This window comes from Pseudomonas rhizosphaerae (assembly GCF_000761155.1).
Lineage (GTDB): Bacteria > Pseudomonadota > Gammaproteobacteria > Pseudomonadales > Pseudomonadaceae > Aquipseudomonas > Aquipseudomonas rhizosphaerae.
Genome location: NZ_CP009533.1, coordinates 3,342,457 through 3,356,037 on the forward strand (window position 1 = coordinate 3,342,457; position 13,581 = coordinate 3,356,037).

General features: G+C 63.5%; 13 protein-coding genes. 3 read left to right on the plus strand and 10 right to left on the minus strand.

The genetic code is table 11. The features are described from left to right. Positions 1-211 precede the first annotated feature (211 nt). Positions 212-2,092, plus strand: coding sequence for an RNA helicase RhlE2 (locus LT40_RS14835; protein ID WP_043191617.1), 1,881 nt, complete (start codon positions 212-214; stop codon positions 2,090-2,092). 163 nt (positions 2,093-2,255) lie between these two features. On the opposite strand, the gene LT40_RS14840 is transcribed toward LT40_RS14835, so the two are convergent. From LT40_RS14840 to LT40_RS14850, 3 genes are all read right to left on the minus strand, one after another. Continuing rightward, positions 2,256-2,855: a YceI family protein gene (locus tag LT40_RS14840; protein WP_043191619.1), complete on the minus strand. Its 600-nt coding sequence runs from the start codon at positions 2,853-2,855 to the stop codon at positions 2,256-2,258. Positions 2,856-2,892: 37 nt separating this feature from the next. Then, complete coding sequence (locus tag LT40_RS14845) at positions 2,893-3,444, minus strand: cytochrome b (protein ID WP_043191621.1); 552 nt, start codon at positions 3,442-3,444, stop codon at positions 2,893-2,895. A gap of 196 nt (positions 3,445-3,640) precedes the next feature. Continuing rightward, positions 3,641-5,398, minus strand: coding sequence for a flavin monoamine oxidase family protein (locus LT40_RS14850; protein ID WP_043191625.1), 1,758 nt, complete (start codon positions 5,396-5,398; stop codon positions 3,641-3,643). A gap of 189 nt (positions 5,399-5,587) precedes the next feature. Between LT40_RS14850 and LT40_RS14855 the strand changes: the two genes are divergently transcribed. Together LT40_RS14855 and LT40_RS14860 are read left to right on the plus strand one after the other, a co-directional pair. After that, positions 5,588-6,994, plus strand: a complete 1,407-nt coding sequence (locus LT40_RS14855) for an adenosylmethionine--8-amino-7-oxononanoate transaminase (protein ID WP_043191627.1) — start codon at positions 5,588-5,590, stop codon at positions 6,992-6,994. Between the two features lie 135 nt (positions 6,995-7,129). Continuing rightward, positions 7,130-7,849: a 16S rRNA (uracil(1498)-N(3))-methyltransferase gene (locus LT40_RS14860; protein WP_043191632.1), complete on the plus strand. Its 720-nt coding sequence runs from the start codon at positions 7,130-7,132 to the stop codon at positions 7,847-7,849. Between the two features lies 1 nt (position 7,850). Here the strand turns inward: LT40_RS14860 and trhA are convergent, their stop codons facing one another. The 7 genes from trhA to LT40_RS14895 form a co-directional block, all read right to left on the minus strand. Then, positions 7,851-8,468, minus strand: a complete 618-nt coding sequence (trhA, locus tag LT40_RS14865) for a PAQR family membrane homeostasis protein TrhA (RefSeq protein ID WP_043191635.1) — start codon at positions 8,466-8,468, stop codon at positions 7,851-7,853. A 75-nt stretch (positions 8,469-8,543) separates the two neighbouring features. After that, positions 8,544-9,314, minus strand: a complete 771-nt coding sequence (gene hisF, locus LT40_RS14870; protein ID WP_043191638.1) for an imidazole glycerol phosphate synthase subunit HisF — start codon at positions 9,312-9,314, stop codon at positions 8,544-8,546. A gap of 93 nt (positions 9,315-9,407) precedes the next feature. Continuing rightward, the gene (hisA, locus tag LT40_RS14875) at positions 9,408-10,145 is read right to left on the minus strand and encodes a 1-(5-phosphoribosyl)-5-[(5-phosphoribosylamino)methylideneamino]imidazole-4-carboxamide isomerase (protein ID WP_043191641.1); all 738 of its coding nucleotides are present in this window, start codon (positions 10,143-10,145) and stop codon (positions 9,408-9,410) included. Positions 10,146-10,189: 44 nt separating this feature from the next. Then, on the minus strand, positions 10,190-10,447 hold the full coding sequence (locus LT40_RS14880) for a DUF2164 domain-containing protein (protein ID WP_043191643.1): 258 nt from the start codon (positions 10,445-10,447) through the stop codon (positions 10,190-10,192). Beyond that, complete coding sequence (gene hisH / locus LT40_RS14885) at positions 10,447-11,085, minus strand: imidazole glycerol phosphate synthase subunit HisH (protein ID WP_043191645.1); 639 nt, start codon at positions 11,083-11,085, stop codon at positions 10,447-10,449. The genes LT40_RS14880 and hisH overlap by 1 nt, the downstream gene beginning before the upstream one ends. Further along, positions 11,085-11,678 (minus strand): imidazoleglycerol-phosphate dehydratase HisB, encoded by a 594-nt coding sequence (gene hisB, locus LT40_RS14890; RefSeq protein ID WP_043191647.1) that lies wholly within the window; start codon positions 11,676-11,678, stop codon positions 11,085-11,087. Before hisB ends, hisH begins: the two co-directional genes overlap by 1 nt. Positions 11,679-11,865: 187 nt before the next feature. After that, positions 11,866-13,524, minus strand: a complete 1,659-nt coding sequence (locus tag LT40_RS14895; protein ID WP_043191650.1) for an OFA family MFS transporter — start codon at positions 13,522-13,524, stop codon at positions 11,866-11,868. Positions 13,525-13,581: the final 57 nt, after the last annotated feature.

The window sequence follows — 13,581 nt, forward strand, 5'->3', positions numbered from 1 at the left end:
ATACTCGGCCCTTGTGCCAGGCTTACGTCCGGCCGCTCGGCCTTGCCAAGGCCTCCCGAAGCACCTGCCAGCTGGGCTCGCGCCCGCGCACCGCTTCGTGAAGCGCACTTTGCAACCCCAGCAGGACCGGACGCGACAGTGTCACCCCACACCCGTCGCGCCAGGCAAGATTATCCCTCGGGCATAAGCCCCTACTAGAACAGGATTACTCATGTCCTTTGCTTCCCTCGGTCTCTCCGAGGCTCTAGTCCGCGCCATCGAGGCAGCGGGCTACACCCAGCCCACCCCGGTGCAACAGCGGGCCATTCCCGCCGTGTTGCAAGGCCGCGACCTGATGGTCGCCGCCCAGACAGGTACAGGTAAGACCGGCGGCTTCGCCCTTCCGATTCTGGAGCGGCTGTTCCCAGGTGGTCACCCGGACAAATCCCAACGTCACGGCCCGCGCCAACCGCGCGTATTGGTCCTGACCCCCACTCGCGAACTCGCGGCCCAGGTTCACGACAGCTTCAAGACCTACGCCCGTGACCTGAAATTCGTCAGCGCCTGCATCTTCGGCGGCGTCGGCATGAACCCGCAGGTCCAGGCCATGTCCCGCGGTGTCGACGTGTTGGTAGCCTGCCCCGGTCGCCTGCTCGACCTGTGTGGCCAGGGCAGCGTCGATCTGTCCCATGTTGAAATTCTCGTGCTCGACGAAGCCGACCGCATGCTCGACATGGGCTTCGTGCACGACGTAAAGAAGGTCCTCGCACGGCTGCCGTCCAAGCGTCAGAACCTGCTGTTCTCGGCGACGTTCTCCAAGGACATCACCGACCTGGCCGGCAAGCTGCTGCACAACCCCGAGCGCATCGAAGTCACGCCGCCCAACACCACGGTCGAGCGTATCGAGCAGCGCGTCTATCGCCTGGCCTCGAGCCACAAGCGCTCGCTGCTGGCGCACCTGATCACTCAGGGCGCGTGGGAGCAGGTACTGGTGTTCACCCGTACCAAGCACGGCGCCAACCGCCTGGCCGAGTACCTGGAGAAGCATGGCCTGAGCGCCGTGGCGATCCACGGCAACAAGAGCCAGAACGCGCGCACCAAGGCCCTGGCCGACTTCAAGGCCGGCTCCGTACGCATCATGGTCGCCACCGACATTGCCGCGCGTGGCCTGGACATCGACCAGCTGCCGCACGTGGTCAACTTCGAGCTGCCCAACGTCGACGAAGACTACGTGCACCGCATCGGCCGTACCGGCCGTGCCGGCCGTAGCGGCGAGGCGATCTCGCTGGTCGCGCCAGACGAAGAGAAGCTGCTCAAGAGCATCGAGCGCATGACCAAACAGAAGATCCCGGACGGTGATCTGATGGGGTTCGATGCCAGCACCGTGGAAGCGGAAAAACCCGAGGTGCGCGAGCGCCCTCAGGCCAACAACGCGCGCGGTGCCCGCACGCCACGCAGCGACGGCAGCAGCACCGCCGGCAGTGGCCGCAAGGACAAAGGGAAGGACAAAGGCAAGGAAAAGCCCGCCGGGGCGCGTTCTGAACGCCAACCCCGTGACCAGAAGCCACGCCAGCCACAGGCTGCACGCGCAGCTGTAGAACCGACGGTGTCCGCCAACCGTGCGCCGGACGAATTCCTCGATGACGAAGTGGACAACTTCGGCAATCGTGCGGATTACGTCAGCCCCTACCAGGGCAAGAACCAGGGGCGCGGTCGTCGTCCTGCAGGCTCTGCACCGGCCGGTGCTGCCGCTCCGGCAGCGGCGCCTCGTCAGGGTCGCCCTGCCGGTGGTGCGCCGCGCAATGGTGGCGGTGCACGTTCGCCCGGCACTGGCGACAACGCCGGCGCCAAGCGCGGTCCGCGCAGCAACGGGGGTGGCGCGCGTGACGGCCAGCCACGTCGCGATAGCAACCCGCGCAACCGTCGCCCGGCGCGCGACGAGCAGCCACGCCAGGAACCGGCAGTGAGCGACTCGCGCAACCCGAGCCAACCGGTGATCGTGCACAAGGAATCGAAGATCGATCGTTTCCCCACTGCCGAGCAGCTGGAGCAATTGCCGAGCCGCCCACGGGGTGAAAAACCTGCGCTGCTGACGCGTAATCGCGAAGGCTGATCAAGTTCGGCGGCGCGCCGTTCGCGGGCGCCGACCGCTCCCACGGCTGATCTCTGTAGGAGCGGTCGGTGGCCGCGAACGGCGCACCACTGCTCCCAAGCCAGGCACAAAAAAACGCCGCAGCCCTCACAGGCTGCGGCGTTTTTTTATGTCAGCGAATCGCTTACTTCGCTTTCACACCTTCGAACGTGAAGTACAGCTCGACGGTGTCGGACTGTGGGCCCAGGTCCATGGACTTGGGTGCGAAGTCCTTGCGGTTGATCGAAGTGGTGCCTTCGAAACCGGCACGGTAGCCGCCCCATGGATCCTTGCCTTCACCCAGGAAGGTGGCCTTGATCACGACGGGCTTGGTCACGCCGTGGAAAGTCAGGTCGCCGGTCACGTCAGCCGTGGTCTTGCCATCGGCGCTCTTGCCGGTTGGCTTGACGCTGGTGGACTTGAAGGTAGCTTCCGGGAACGCCGCAACGTCAAGGAAATCCTTGCTGCTGATGTGCTTGTCACGTTCGGCGTGGTTGGTGAACACGCTGGCAGTCTTGAGGGTCACGTCGATCTTGGAGTCTTCCGGCTTGGCGGCATCGAAGCTGAACGAGCCGTCGAAGTCCTTGAAGGTACCGGTGATGAAGCTGTAGCCCAGGTGGCTGATCTTGAAGTCGACGAAAGCGTGCTGGCCTTCCTTGTCGATCTTGTAGTCAGCGGCCATGGCCTGACCTGCGGTGAACAAGGCAGAACCAATGGCGAGTGCGGCGAGTGTCTTTTTCAACATGGTCGGTATTCCTCTGAAAGATTGATAGGTACGGCAGTCAAGCTTTGCGACCCAGCATACGGATGAGGGTTGCATCACGATCGATGAAGTGGTGTTTCAATGCGGCCAAGCCATGCAGTACGGCGAATATCACCAGAACCCAGGCCAGATAGAAGTGCACGGTACCGGCTGTTTCCGCCTGATCGGGCAAGCCACTGACCAAGGCTGGAATCTCGAACAAGCCGAACACTGGAATGCCGACGCCATCGGCAGTCGAAATCAGGTAGCCGGCGCTCATCACCAGAAACAGGTCCGCATACAGAAACAGGTGGCCCAGATGAGCCGCCGTGCGGGTCAGCTTGCCCTGGTTGGGGGTGGGCGGCGGCGGTGGGCTGATAAAGCGCCAGACCACACGCAGGAGCATGAAGAAGAACAGCACCAGGCCGATGCTCTTGTGCAGGTCGGGGCCGGCTTTGCGCCACGGGTCGTAGTAACCCAGCCCTACCATCCACAACCCAAGGGCGAACAGCCCGAACACGGTCAGCGCGACGCCCCAATGAAGAACGATGCTGACCCAGCCATAGCGAGAGGTGGAGTTACGTAGTTGCATGTGCCTGGACCCTGTAAGAACTGCGCTAAAGATGACTGACTTATTTATCGGATTAAAGCGGAAAATCTCGCTACGAAATATCGATAAAGTTGATTAAGACAGGATTAAGCGCAGGGCTGTGAGTCCAGAAACGAGGGTTTGCGAGGCGAAAATTCGCCGCCGACCTGCAAAAAGGTCGGCGGCTATGGTGTGAAACCTACGGCTGCGCTGTAGGTTTTGTTACTTCTACCTTGTTTTTGGATTCAACCGGCTTTTTGGCTTCGGCTGGCTTCTTGGGTTCGGGCTTCTTGGGTTCCGGTTTTTTCGTTTCCACTTTCTTCACCGGCGCGGCTTTCTTCGCAGGTTCTGCCTTGACCGGCGCTGGCGCAGGCACGACCGCAGGCACTGGAACGGGTGCTGGCGTCGGCGCAGGAACGGAAGCCGGCGCAACCGCCGGTACGGGTGCCGGTGCAGGCTCGACAGGCTTGGCCGCCGGCGTCTCGCCGCCGCCGAACCACTTGGAGAAGAACCCGGGCTTGCTCTCGGCAGCCTTGGCCGGCACTGCTGCAGGAGGCGCGACTTTGACCGGTTCGAAAGACTTGCCTGCTGCCAGATCCTGCACTTGGCTGGCGGCGTGCTGACCACTGCGCAGCGCGCCTTCCAGGGTGCCGGGGTATAGCGAATCGGTGTGTTCACCCGCGAAGGCAATGCGCTGTTGCGGCTTCTCCCAGACTTTCCAGAATTTGCTGATCTGCCCCGGTCCGTAGGCCAGGTACGCGCCGCCATAGGATGGATCGGTGCTGTAGCGACGGATCTCGTAACCGGTGTAGGCGCCGCGCGCCTGTGGATAGAACGCGTGCAGGCGAATCAGGACCTGGTCGACCATCTGCTTGTCGCCAAAGGCCTGCAGCAGACGAGCGTTGTCACCGGACAGGTTGACCACCAGATTGGCGCCCCCTTTCAAGGCCGGCTCGATCCACAACATGCCCAGCCCGGTGTTGCTGTAGATCTCACCGGACATGCGCGCCTTGCTGTCCCACACCGGCGTCTTGAACTTGAGCAGCAACTGGTCGCGCCAGCCGTAGTTGGTGCCCTTGATCGCGGCCAGCTGGCGGTTGTCCAGCGCCGGGGTGAAGGCAATCTTGCCCAATGCGCGCAGGGGGACGGCCAGTACCACGTAGCTGGCCTGGTAACCCACGGCGCCGACCTTGACGGTCACGCCGTCCTTGTCCTGGCTGATGGCCGACACCGGTGAATCGGTCTTGATGGTCTTGATCTGCTTGACGAACGCCTGGGCCAGCACCGGGCTGCCTCCGATCAGGCGCGAGGCGCGCAGATCGCGGTCGTCGATGTCCTGATAGACGCGGTTCTGCTGGGCGAAATACAGCAGAGACAGACGCGACGGTTCGTCGTAGCGAGTACGAATCTTCTGGTTGATCAGCTGCCGCGCGGTGGCAGGCAGTTGCAGGCGATCCAGCCAGTTGGACACGTTGATCTGGTCCAGGGCGAACAGGGTGCTGGTGGCGCCGGGGTTTTCCGGATCCTTGACCGAGCGGGCCAGGTCATCCAGGGTTTTCTCGTAGCGCTTGAGCGCTTCCGCAGTCGCTGGCTGCTTAGTGGCCAGGTCGGCGGCGGTGAAGTATTCACCGTCGATCAGGTAGCCCGGGTTGCGGACGAATTCGGGCGCCGGCTGGGTGGCCAGCTTGAAGGTGTTCACGTAACCGTTGAGCACCGGCTGGACCTTGCTGCCGCCGATCCATTCGCTGGTAGCCAGGCCCGAGCGGCCGCCGAGGCTGGGACGCGCCTCGAGCACCGTCACCTGCCAGCCCTTGGCCTGCAATTCGTAGGCGGCCGTCAGGCCCGCCAGGCCACCGCCGACGACGATCGCGGTCTGCGGTTTGTCATTGCCCAGCGCTTGCGCACTGAACAGCCCTATCACTATCAGCGCCCAGGCGCGCAACCAACCAGCAGACATGCAGAGAACTCCGGCAGAGCAAGCGAAATGGCCGGATCATGCCCCGGCAATGGCAAAGTGCCGGGCAGCATACGCCAGCGACAAAATGCCCGCCAGCACCGCCATCGAGCATGTTTGGGTTGTTCGCCGGAGCCTCATTGCATAGGCTTGCGCGACTGTTTGCCAAGCGTGTTGCCGCGGGAGAAAAAGATGGGACTCAACGACCAGTGGATGAAACGAGACCTCGAGGTCTTGTGGCACCCCTGCACCCAGATGAAAGACCACGAACGCCTGCCGCTGATCCCGATCAAACGCGGCGAAGGCGTGTGGCTGGAGGACTTCGAGGGCAAGCGCTACCTGGACGCGGTCAGTTCCTGGTGGGTCAATGTCTTCGGGCATGCCAACCCGCGCATCAACCAACGCATCAAGGATCAGGTCGACCAACTGGAGCATGTGATCCTGGCCGGCTTCAGCCATCAGCCGGTGATCGAGCTGTCCGAGCGCCTGGTGAAGATGACGCCCGAAGGGCTGACCCGCTGCTTCTACGCCGACAACGGCTCTTCGTGCATCGAAGTCGCGCTGAAGATGAGCTTTCACTACTGGGTCAATCGCGGTCAGCCGAACAAGAAGCGCTTCGTGACCCTGACCAACAGCTACCACGGCGAAACCATCGCCGCGATGTCGGTCGGAGACGTGCCGCTGTTCACCGAGACCTACAAGCCGCTGCTGCTCGATACCCTGAAAGTCCCCAGCCCGGACTGCTACCTGCGGCCCGAAGGGGTGAGCTGGGAAGAACACTCACGCACCCTGTTCCAGGCCATGGAACAGACCCTGGCCGAACACCATGAAAGCGTGGCTGCGGTGATCATCGAGCCGTTGATCCAGGGCGCGGGCGGCATGCGCATGTATCACCCGGTGTACCTGAAGTTGTTGCGTGAGGCGTGCGACCGCTACGGCGTGCACCTGATCCACGACGAGATCGCCGTGGGCTTTGGTCGCACCGGGACGATGTTCGCCTGCGAGCAGGCCGGCATCCGCCCGGATTTCCTATGCCTGTCCAAGGCACTGACCGGCGGCTACCTGCCGCTGGCGGCCTGCGTGACCACCGACGATGTTTACAGCGCGTTCTACGACGACTACCCGACCCTGCGCGCCTTCCTGCATTCGCACAGCTACACCGGCAACCCGTTGGCCTGTGCCGCGGCCCTGGCCACGCTCGATATCTTCGAGCAGGACAACGTCATCGAGAACAACAAAGCCCTGGCCCAGCGCATGGCCAGCGCCACCGCGCACCTGGCCGACCATGCTCATGTGGCAGAGGTGCGCCAGACCGGCATGGTCCTGGCCATTGAAATGGTCCAGGACAAGGCCACCAAGGCCGCCTACCCCTGGCAGGAGCGCCGCGGGCTGAAGGTGTTCAACCATGCCCTGGAACGTGGCGCGCTGCTGCGGCCGCTGGGCAGCGTGGTTTATTTCCTGCCGCCGTACGTGATCACGCCGGAGCAGATCGACTTCCTGGCCGAGGTGGCCAGCGAGGGGATCGATATCGCCACGCGCAGCAGCGTGAGCGTCCAGGTGGCTGAAGATTTCCATCCCGGGTTCCGTGATCCGGGTTGAGGCTCTTCAGTGCCTGAACTGGCCTCTTCGCGGCCATTGGCCGCTCCTACAGGGGCGCACGATGCAACCGTAGGAGCGGCCAGTGGCCGCGAAGAGGCCCGAATAAACACCCCAAAATCACCAGAGACACCCCCCATGCGACTGTCCCGCTTTTTCATCGACGCCCCCCTGAGCCTGGGCGAACACGAACTCCCCGAAGCCCAGGCCCACTACATCGGCCGCGTGCTGCGCATGGCCTCCGGCGACAAGGTCCAGCTGTTCGATGGCAGCGGCCAGGAATTCCTGGGCACCTTGCTGGAAGTGGGCAAGAAACGCGTCAGCGTCACCCTCGACGAACAGTTCGCCGGCCAGCCCGATTCGCCGCTGGCCATCCATCTGGGCCAGGGCTTGTCCCGTGGCGAGCGCATGGACTGGGCGATCCAGAAGGCCACCGAACTGGGCGTGAGCGAAATCACCCCGCTGGTGAGCGAACGCTGCGAGGTCCGCCTCAAGGACGAGCGCGCCGACAAGCGCCTGGCCCACTGGCGACAGGTGGCTATCAGTGCCTGCGAGCAATGTGGGCGCTCCAGCGTGCCGGTGATTCACTCGCCGCAGGTGCTGGGCGAGTGGGTCACCGCCAGTGACGCCGAGCTCAAGCTGGTGCTGCACCCCGTTGCAGAGCCGCTGCTCAGCCACGCCAAGCCTGCCAGTCTGGCGTTTCTGATCGGTCCCGAAGGTGGCCTTAGCGATGCCGAAGTCGAGCAGGCCAAGGCCGGCGGTTTCCACGCTGCCCGCCTCGGCCCGCGCGTGCTGCGGACCGAAACCGCGCCGGTGGTCGCCCTGGCGGTGGCCCAGCAGTTGTGGGGGGATTTCTAGGTCAGATGACGTAGAAAAAGATCGCGATGAAGTGCAGCACGCTGCCGGCGATCACGAACAGGTGCCAGATACCGTGGGCATGGCGCAGGCGCTTGTCCAGCGCGAAGAAGATGATGCCCAGGGTGTACAGCGCACCACCCGCAGCCAGCAAGGCGAACCCGACAGGCCCGAGCAGGCGCAGCAGCGGCTGGACCGCGACCAGCACGATCCAGCCCATCACCGCATAGATGACGATGGACAGCACGCGCGCTTCGGAGCGCGGCTTGAGCTCCTGCAGCATGCCCAGCACCGCCAGCCCCCAGACCACGCCGAACAGGCTCCAGCCCCAGGGCCCGCGCAGGGTCACCAGACAGAACGGCGTATAGCTGCCGGCGATCAGCAGGTAGATCGACAGGTGATCGAGCTTCTGCATGATCGCTTTGCGGCGCCCGCGCACGCTGTGGTAGATCGTGGATACGCTGTAGAGCACGACCAGCGTGGTGCCGTAGATGCACACGCTGACGATCTTCCAGGGGTCACCTTCAAACGCCGCCAGAAGCAGCAGCCAGACGGCGCCGACCGCCGCCAGCACGGCACCCACCAGATGGGTCCAGGCGTTCATTCGCTCGCCATGGTACATACAAAACTCCTTGCTCCCCGTAGCAGCGGCGCAAGCCGCGTCGGGGCCGAACGCGGCTTGCGCCGCTGCTACAGGTCAGCGTACGACGATGCCTTGCTTGGCCATGAAGGCCTTGGCTTCGGGTACGGTGTACTCGCCGAAATGGAAGATACTGGCGGCCAGCACCGCGCTGGCGCCGCCCTGGATCACGCCATCGGCCAGGTGCTGCAGGTTGCCCACCCCACCGGAAGCGATCACCGGAATGCCCAGCGCATCGCTGATGGCGCGGGTCACGCCCAGATCGAAGCCGTTCTTCATGCCGTCCTGATCCATGCTGGTCAGCAGAATTTCACCCGCACCCAGGCCTTCCATCTTCTGCGCCCATTGCACGGCGTCCAGACCGGTCGGTTTGCGACCACCGTGAGTGAAGATTTCCCAGCGCGGCTCTTCGCCAGGCCCGGAGACCTTCTTCGCATCGATGGCGACTACGATGCACTGCGAGCCGAAGCGCGAAGCTGCCTCGCCGACGAATTCCGGGTTGAACACAGCGGCCGTGTTGATCGAGACTTTGTCGGCACCGGCGTTGAGCAGGTTGCGGATGTCCGCCACCGTGCGCACGCCGCCACCCACGGTCAGCGGGATGAACACCTGGCTGGCCATGCGCTCCACGGTGTGCAGGGTGGTATCACGGCCATCGACACTGGCGGTGATGTCGAGGAAGGTGATCTCGTCGGCGCCCTGCTCGTCGTAGCGCCGGGCGATCTCGACCGGGTCGCCAGCGTCGCGGATATTCTCGAACTTGACGCCCTTGACCACTCGGCCATTGTCCACGTCCAGGCAGGGGATGATGCGTTTGGCCAGGGCCATGGGGGTTCTCCGATCGGGTTGGGAGCGAGGTGTCTGCGGACGCGGCTTGCGCCGCTGCTACAGGGAGCGGTGGCGCGGGCCGCGTTTAGCCATTTACGCGTTGTACGAATCGCAAAATGCCTGGGCCTCGGCGACATCCAGAGTGCCTTCGTAGATGGCCCGGCCGGTAATGGCGCCGATGATGCCCGGGGCTTTGGCGTCCAGCAGGGCACGGATGTCGCCCAGGTTATGGATGCCGCCGGAGGCGATCACCGGAATCTTCGTGGCCGCAGCCAGGGCCGCGGTGAACGGCACGTTGCAGCCCTGCATCATGCCGTCCTTGGCGATGTCGGTGTAGACGATCGCCGACACGCCATCGGCCTCGAAACGCTTGGCCAGGTCGATGACCTGCACCGTACTCACTTCGGCCCAGCCGTCGGTGGCGACGAAACCGTCCTTGGCGTCCAGGCCAACGATGACCTTACCAGGGAACGCACGGCAGGCTTCAGCGACGAACTCAGGCTGCTTGACCGCCTTGGTGCCGATGATCACGTAGCTGACGCCAGCCTTGACGTAATGCTCGATGGTTTCCAGCGAGCGGATGCCGCCGCCGATCTGGATCGGCAGGTGCGGGTAGCGCTTGGCGATCGCGGTGACGACCTCGCCATTCACCGGCTGGCCTTCGAAGGCACCGTTGAGGTCGACCAGGTGCAGGCGACGGCAACCGCCCTCGACCCACTTGGCCGCCATGCTCACCGGATCGTCCGAGAACACCGTGGAATCTTCCATGCGGCCCTGGCGCAGGCGCACGCAGGCACCGTCTTTAAGATCGATAGCGGGGATAATCAGCATCTGCAAAAAACCTTTCGGAGTCGGTGAACGGCGATGCTCGGAAGTCAGTTCTTCTCGAGCGCCCACAGGTCGCTCTCGATGCTTTCGAACCTCTCGCTGAGGTGCGCCTGCACATCGAAAATCGCCCTGTTGTAATAGTGTGGAGCCATTTCGCGGGTGAACAGCTCGAGCACCTCGAGGGCCTCGAACGAACCCAGGTCCAGATCGAAGCGGTCATGCATGAACCGCTTGATCTTGTCGGCCGCCTGGCTTTCCTGCTCGGGTGTCAGGGTGAGAATGGGCGGCTTGCCGGCCTTGGCCATTACCAGCGCCCGTCCCAGGCTGCGAAATTCTGCAGCAGCTGCAGGCCATGGGTATGGCTCTTCTCGGGGTGGAACTGCACGGCGAAACGTGAGCCTTCGGCCAGTGCCGCAGCGAAGTCGCGACCGTAATGGCCGCGCCCTACCACCTGGCCCGGCTTGCCGGCCTCGATGTAGTAGCTGTGCACGAAGTAGAAGCGCGCCAGGTCAGGGATGTCATGCCACAGCGGGTGATCCACCGCCTGCTGCACTTCGTTCCAGCCCATGTGCGGGACTTTCAGGTGTTCGCCGTCTTCGTGCAGGTCCTTGCCGAAAAAGCGTACCTGGCCGGGAAACACGCCGATGCAGTCGACGCCGGCATTTTCCTCGCTGCGCTCCATCAGTGCCTGCATGCCCACGCAGATACCGAGGAACGGACGGTCCTGGCTGACTTCGCGCACCAGCGCATCGAAGCCCAGGCGGCGGATCTCGGCCATGCAATCGCGGATCGCGCCGACACCGGGGAAAACCACGCGGTCGGCTTCGCGAATGACGTTGGCGTCACTGGTGATCAGCACCTTGCCGGCACCTACGTGCTCGAGGGCCTTGGCCACCGAGTGCAGGTTGCCCATGCCGTAGTCGATTACCGCGACGGTCTGCATCAGAGCACGCCCTTGGTCGACGGCATCTGCCCGGCCATGCGTTCGTCGACGGCGACGGCCATGCGCAGTGCGCGGCCGAAGGCCTTGAACACGGTTTCGATCTGGTGATGGGTGTTGTGCCCACGCAGGTTGTCGATGTGCAGGGAGACGTTGGCGTGGTTGACGAAGCCCTGGAAGAATTCCTGGAACAGGTCGACGTCGAAGCCGCCGACGGTGGCGCGGGTGTAGGGCACGTGCATCTGCAGGCCGGGGCGGCCGGAGAAGTCGATGACCACGCGCGACAGCGCTTCGTCCAGCGGGACGTAGGCATGGCCGTAGCGAAAGATGCCCTTTTTGTCGCCGATGGCCTTGGCGAACGCCTGGCCCAGGGTGATGCCGACGTCCTCCACGGTGTGGTGGTCGTCGATGTGCAGGTCGCCCTTGCACTCGATGTCCAGGTCGATCAGCCCGTGCCGGGCGATCTGGTCAAGCATGTGCTCAAGAAAAGGAACGCCGATATCGAATCGGGCCTTTCCGGTGCCATCCAGGTTGATCGAGGCTTTGATCTGGGTTTCCAGAGTGTTGCGCTCGACGAACGCGATACGTTCGGCCATCACCAGCTCCGCAAAATCGTTGGGCGAAAAAGGTGATCATTATAGGCACGCGGGCGGGAAACAGGAACACAAGAGGGGGGAATGGGTGATCTGCGGTGGCCTTTTCGCGGCCGATGACCGCTCCTACGGGATGTCGTAGGAGCGGTCATCGGCCGCGAAAAGGCCACCACCGATTCAAACGTCTACATCAATGAAACAGTACCGCCGTCTTCTGCAGGGTTACCCACACACCCCACGCCAACGGAATGCCCACGGCCAGCCAGGCCGCGACGGCCAGCGGCTTGGACGCAGGGTTGGCCTTCCACTCCAGCACGGTAGTGCCGTCGGTGCCCTTGTCATGGCCCAGCGCCTGCTCGGCCTTGAGCTCGGCATCGGTCATGAAGTACTTGTCGGCCACCGGACGCACCAGCGCGTTGCAGATGAAACCCAGCACCAGCAGGCCGGAGAGGATGTACAACGTGGTGTCGTACACCGCCGCGCGGGCCACGCCTTGCGCCAACTGATAGTCACGCAGGTTGGTCACCAGCACCGGGCCCAACACGCCAGCCACGGCCCAGGCGGTCAACAGGCGACCGTGAATGGCGCCGACCATCTGCGTACCGAACAGGTCGGCCAGGTAGGCCGGCACGGTGGCGAAACCACCGCCGTACATCGACAGCACGATGCAGAACGCCGCCACGAACAGTGCGATGTTGCCCGAATGACCCAGGGTCGGTACCGAGGCATACAACGCCACGCCCAGGGCGAAGAACACGAAGTAGGTCACCTTGCGGCCGATGTAGTCGGAGAACGAGGCCCAGAAGAACCGGCCACCGATGTTGAACAGGCTGAGCAAGCCAGTGAAGCCTGCGGCAATGGCAGCGATCTGCGCCAGTTGGCCGGCGTCCAGCTGGTTGAACGGCAGGTCTACGCCCAGCAGCTTGCCGCCGAACACTTCCTGCAGCAGTGGCGACGCCATGCCCAGGATGCCGATACCGGCGGACACGTTGAGGCACAGCACCAGCCAGACCAGGGCGAACTGAGGGGTTTTCCAGGCCACGTTCACGTGTACGTGACGGTTGGTGATCATGCCCTTGGCCTTCTTCGCCGGAGCGACGTAGCCTTCAGGCTTCCAACCGGTCGGTGGCACGCGGTAGGACAGTGCACCGCCGATCATGAAGACGAAGTAGATCGCCGCCATCACCAGGAAGCTCTGCCACACGCCAACGCTGGTAGGGGATGCGAAATGGCCCATCAGCACCGCCGCCAGCGGAGCACCGACCATGGCGCCGCCGCCGAAGCCCATGATCGCCATGCCGGTAGCCATGCCGCGCTTGTCCGGGAACCATTTGATCAGGGTCGATACGGGGGAGATGTAGCCCAGCCCCAGGCCGATACCGCCGATCACGCCCGAACCCAGCCACATCAGCCAGATCTGATGGGTGTAGATACCCAACGCGGAAATGACCAGGCCACCGCACCAGCACAGTGCCGAAACCACACCCGCCTTGCGCGGCCCGGCGTGTTCCAGCCAGCCACCCCAGATGGCCGCCGAGCAGCCCAGGAAGATGAAGAACAACGTGTAGATCCAGCTGAGCATCGACACCGACCAATCACAGGACGATGAAAACACCTGGCTGAAGAAGCTCATATCGGGCGCGCACGCCACTGGTGCGGTGATGCCGATTGCCTTGGACAACGGCAACCAGAACACCGAGAAACCGTACGCCATGCCGATGCACAAGTGAATGGCCAACGCTGCTGGTGGAACCAGCCAGCGGTTGAAGCCAGGCTTGGCGATGATCCGCTCCTTGGACAGGAATCCTGGCTGGGCACCCGCGCCGCCGCCCGAAAGACTACTGCTCATTTTGTAACCCCCGTTGATTTTTGTAGTTCAGCTGTCTGCACACAAATGCGCCCACAT

Bases quoted from the DNA above. Each gene is read 5' to 3' on its own strand.
- hisF (WP_043191638.1), bottom strand. From the start codon at position 9,314: ATGGCCCTGGCCAAACGCATCATCCCCTGCCTGGACGTGGACAATGGC.
- hisB (WP_043191647.1), bottom strand. From the start codon at position 11,678: ATGGCCGAACGTATCGCGTTCGTCGAGCGCAACACTCTGGAAACCCAG.
- LT40_RS14880 (WP_043191643.1), bottom strand. From the start codon at position 10,447: ATGGCCAAGGCCGGCAAGCCGCCCATTCTCACCCTGACACCCGAGCAG.
- LT40_RS14835 (WP_043191617.1), top strand. From the start codon at position 212: ATGTCCTTTGCTTCCCTCGGTCTCTCCGAGGCTCTAGTCCGCGCCATC.
- LT40_RS14895 (WP_043191650.1), bottom strand. From the start codon at position 13,524: ATGAGCAGTAGTCTTTCGGGCGGCGGCGCGGGTGCCCAGCCAGGATTC.
- hisA (WP_043191641.1), bottom strand. From the start codon at position 10,145: ATGCTGATTATCCCCGCTATCGATCTTAAAGACGGTGCCTGCGTGCGC.
- LT40_RS14840 (WP_043191619.1), bottom strand. From the start codon at position 2,855: ATGTTGAAAAAGACACTCGCCGCACTCGCCATTGGTTCTGCCTTGTTC.
- trhA (WP_043191635.1), bottom strand. From the start codon at position 8,468: ATGTACCATGGCGAGCGAATGAACGCCTGGACCCATCTGGTGGGTGCC.
- hisH (WP_043191645.1), bottom strand. From the start codon at position 11,085: ATGCAGACCGTCGCGGTAATCGACTACGGCATGGGCAACCTGCACTCG.
- LT40_RS14860 (WP_043191632.1), top strand. From the start codon at position 7,130: ATGCGACTGTCCCGCTTTTTCATCGACGCCCCCCTGAGCCTGGGCGAA.
- LT40_RS14845 (WP_043191621.1), bottom strand. From the start codon at position 3,444: ATGCAACTACGTAACTCCACCTCTCGCTATGGCTGGGTCAGCATCGTT.
- LT40_RS14850 (WP_043191625.1), bottom strand. From the start codon at position 5,398: ATGTCTGCTGGTTGGTTGCGCGCCTGGGCGCTGATAGTGATAGGGCTG.
- LT40_RS14855 (WP_043191627.1), top strand. From the start codon at position 5,588: ATGGGACTCAACGACCAGTGGATGAAACGAGACCTCGAGGTCTTGTGG.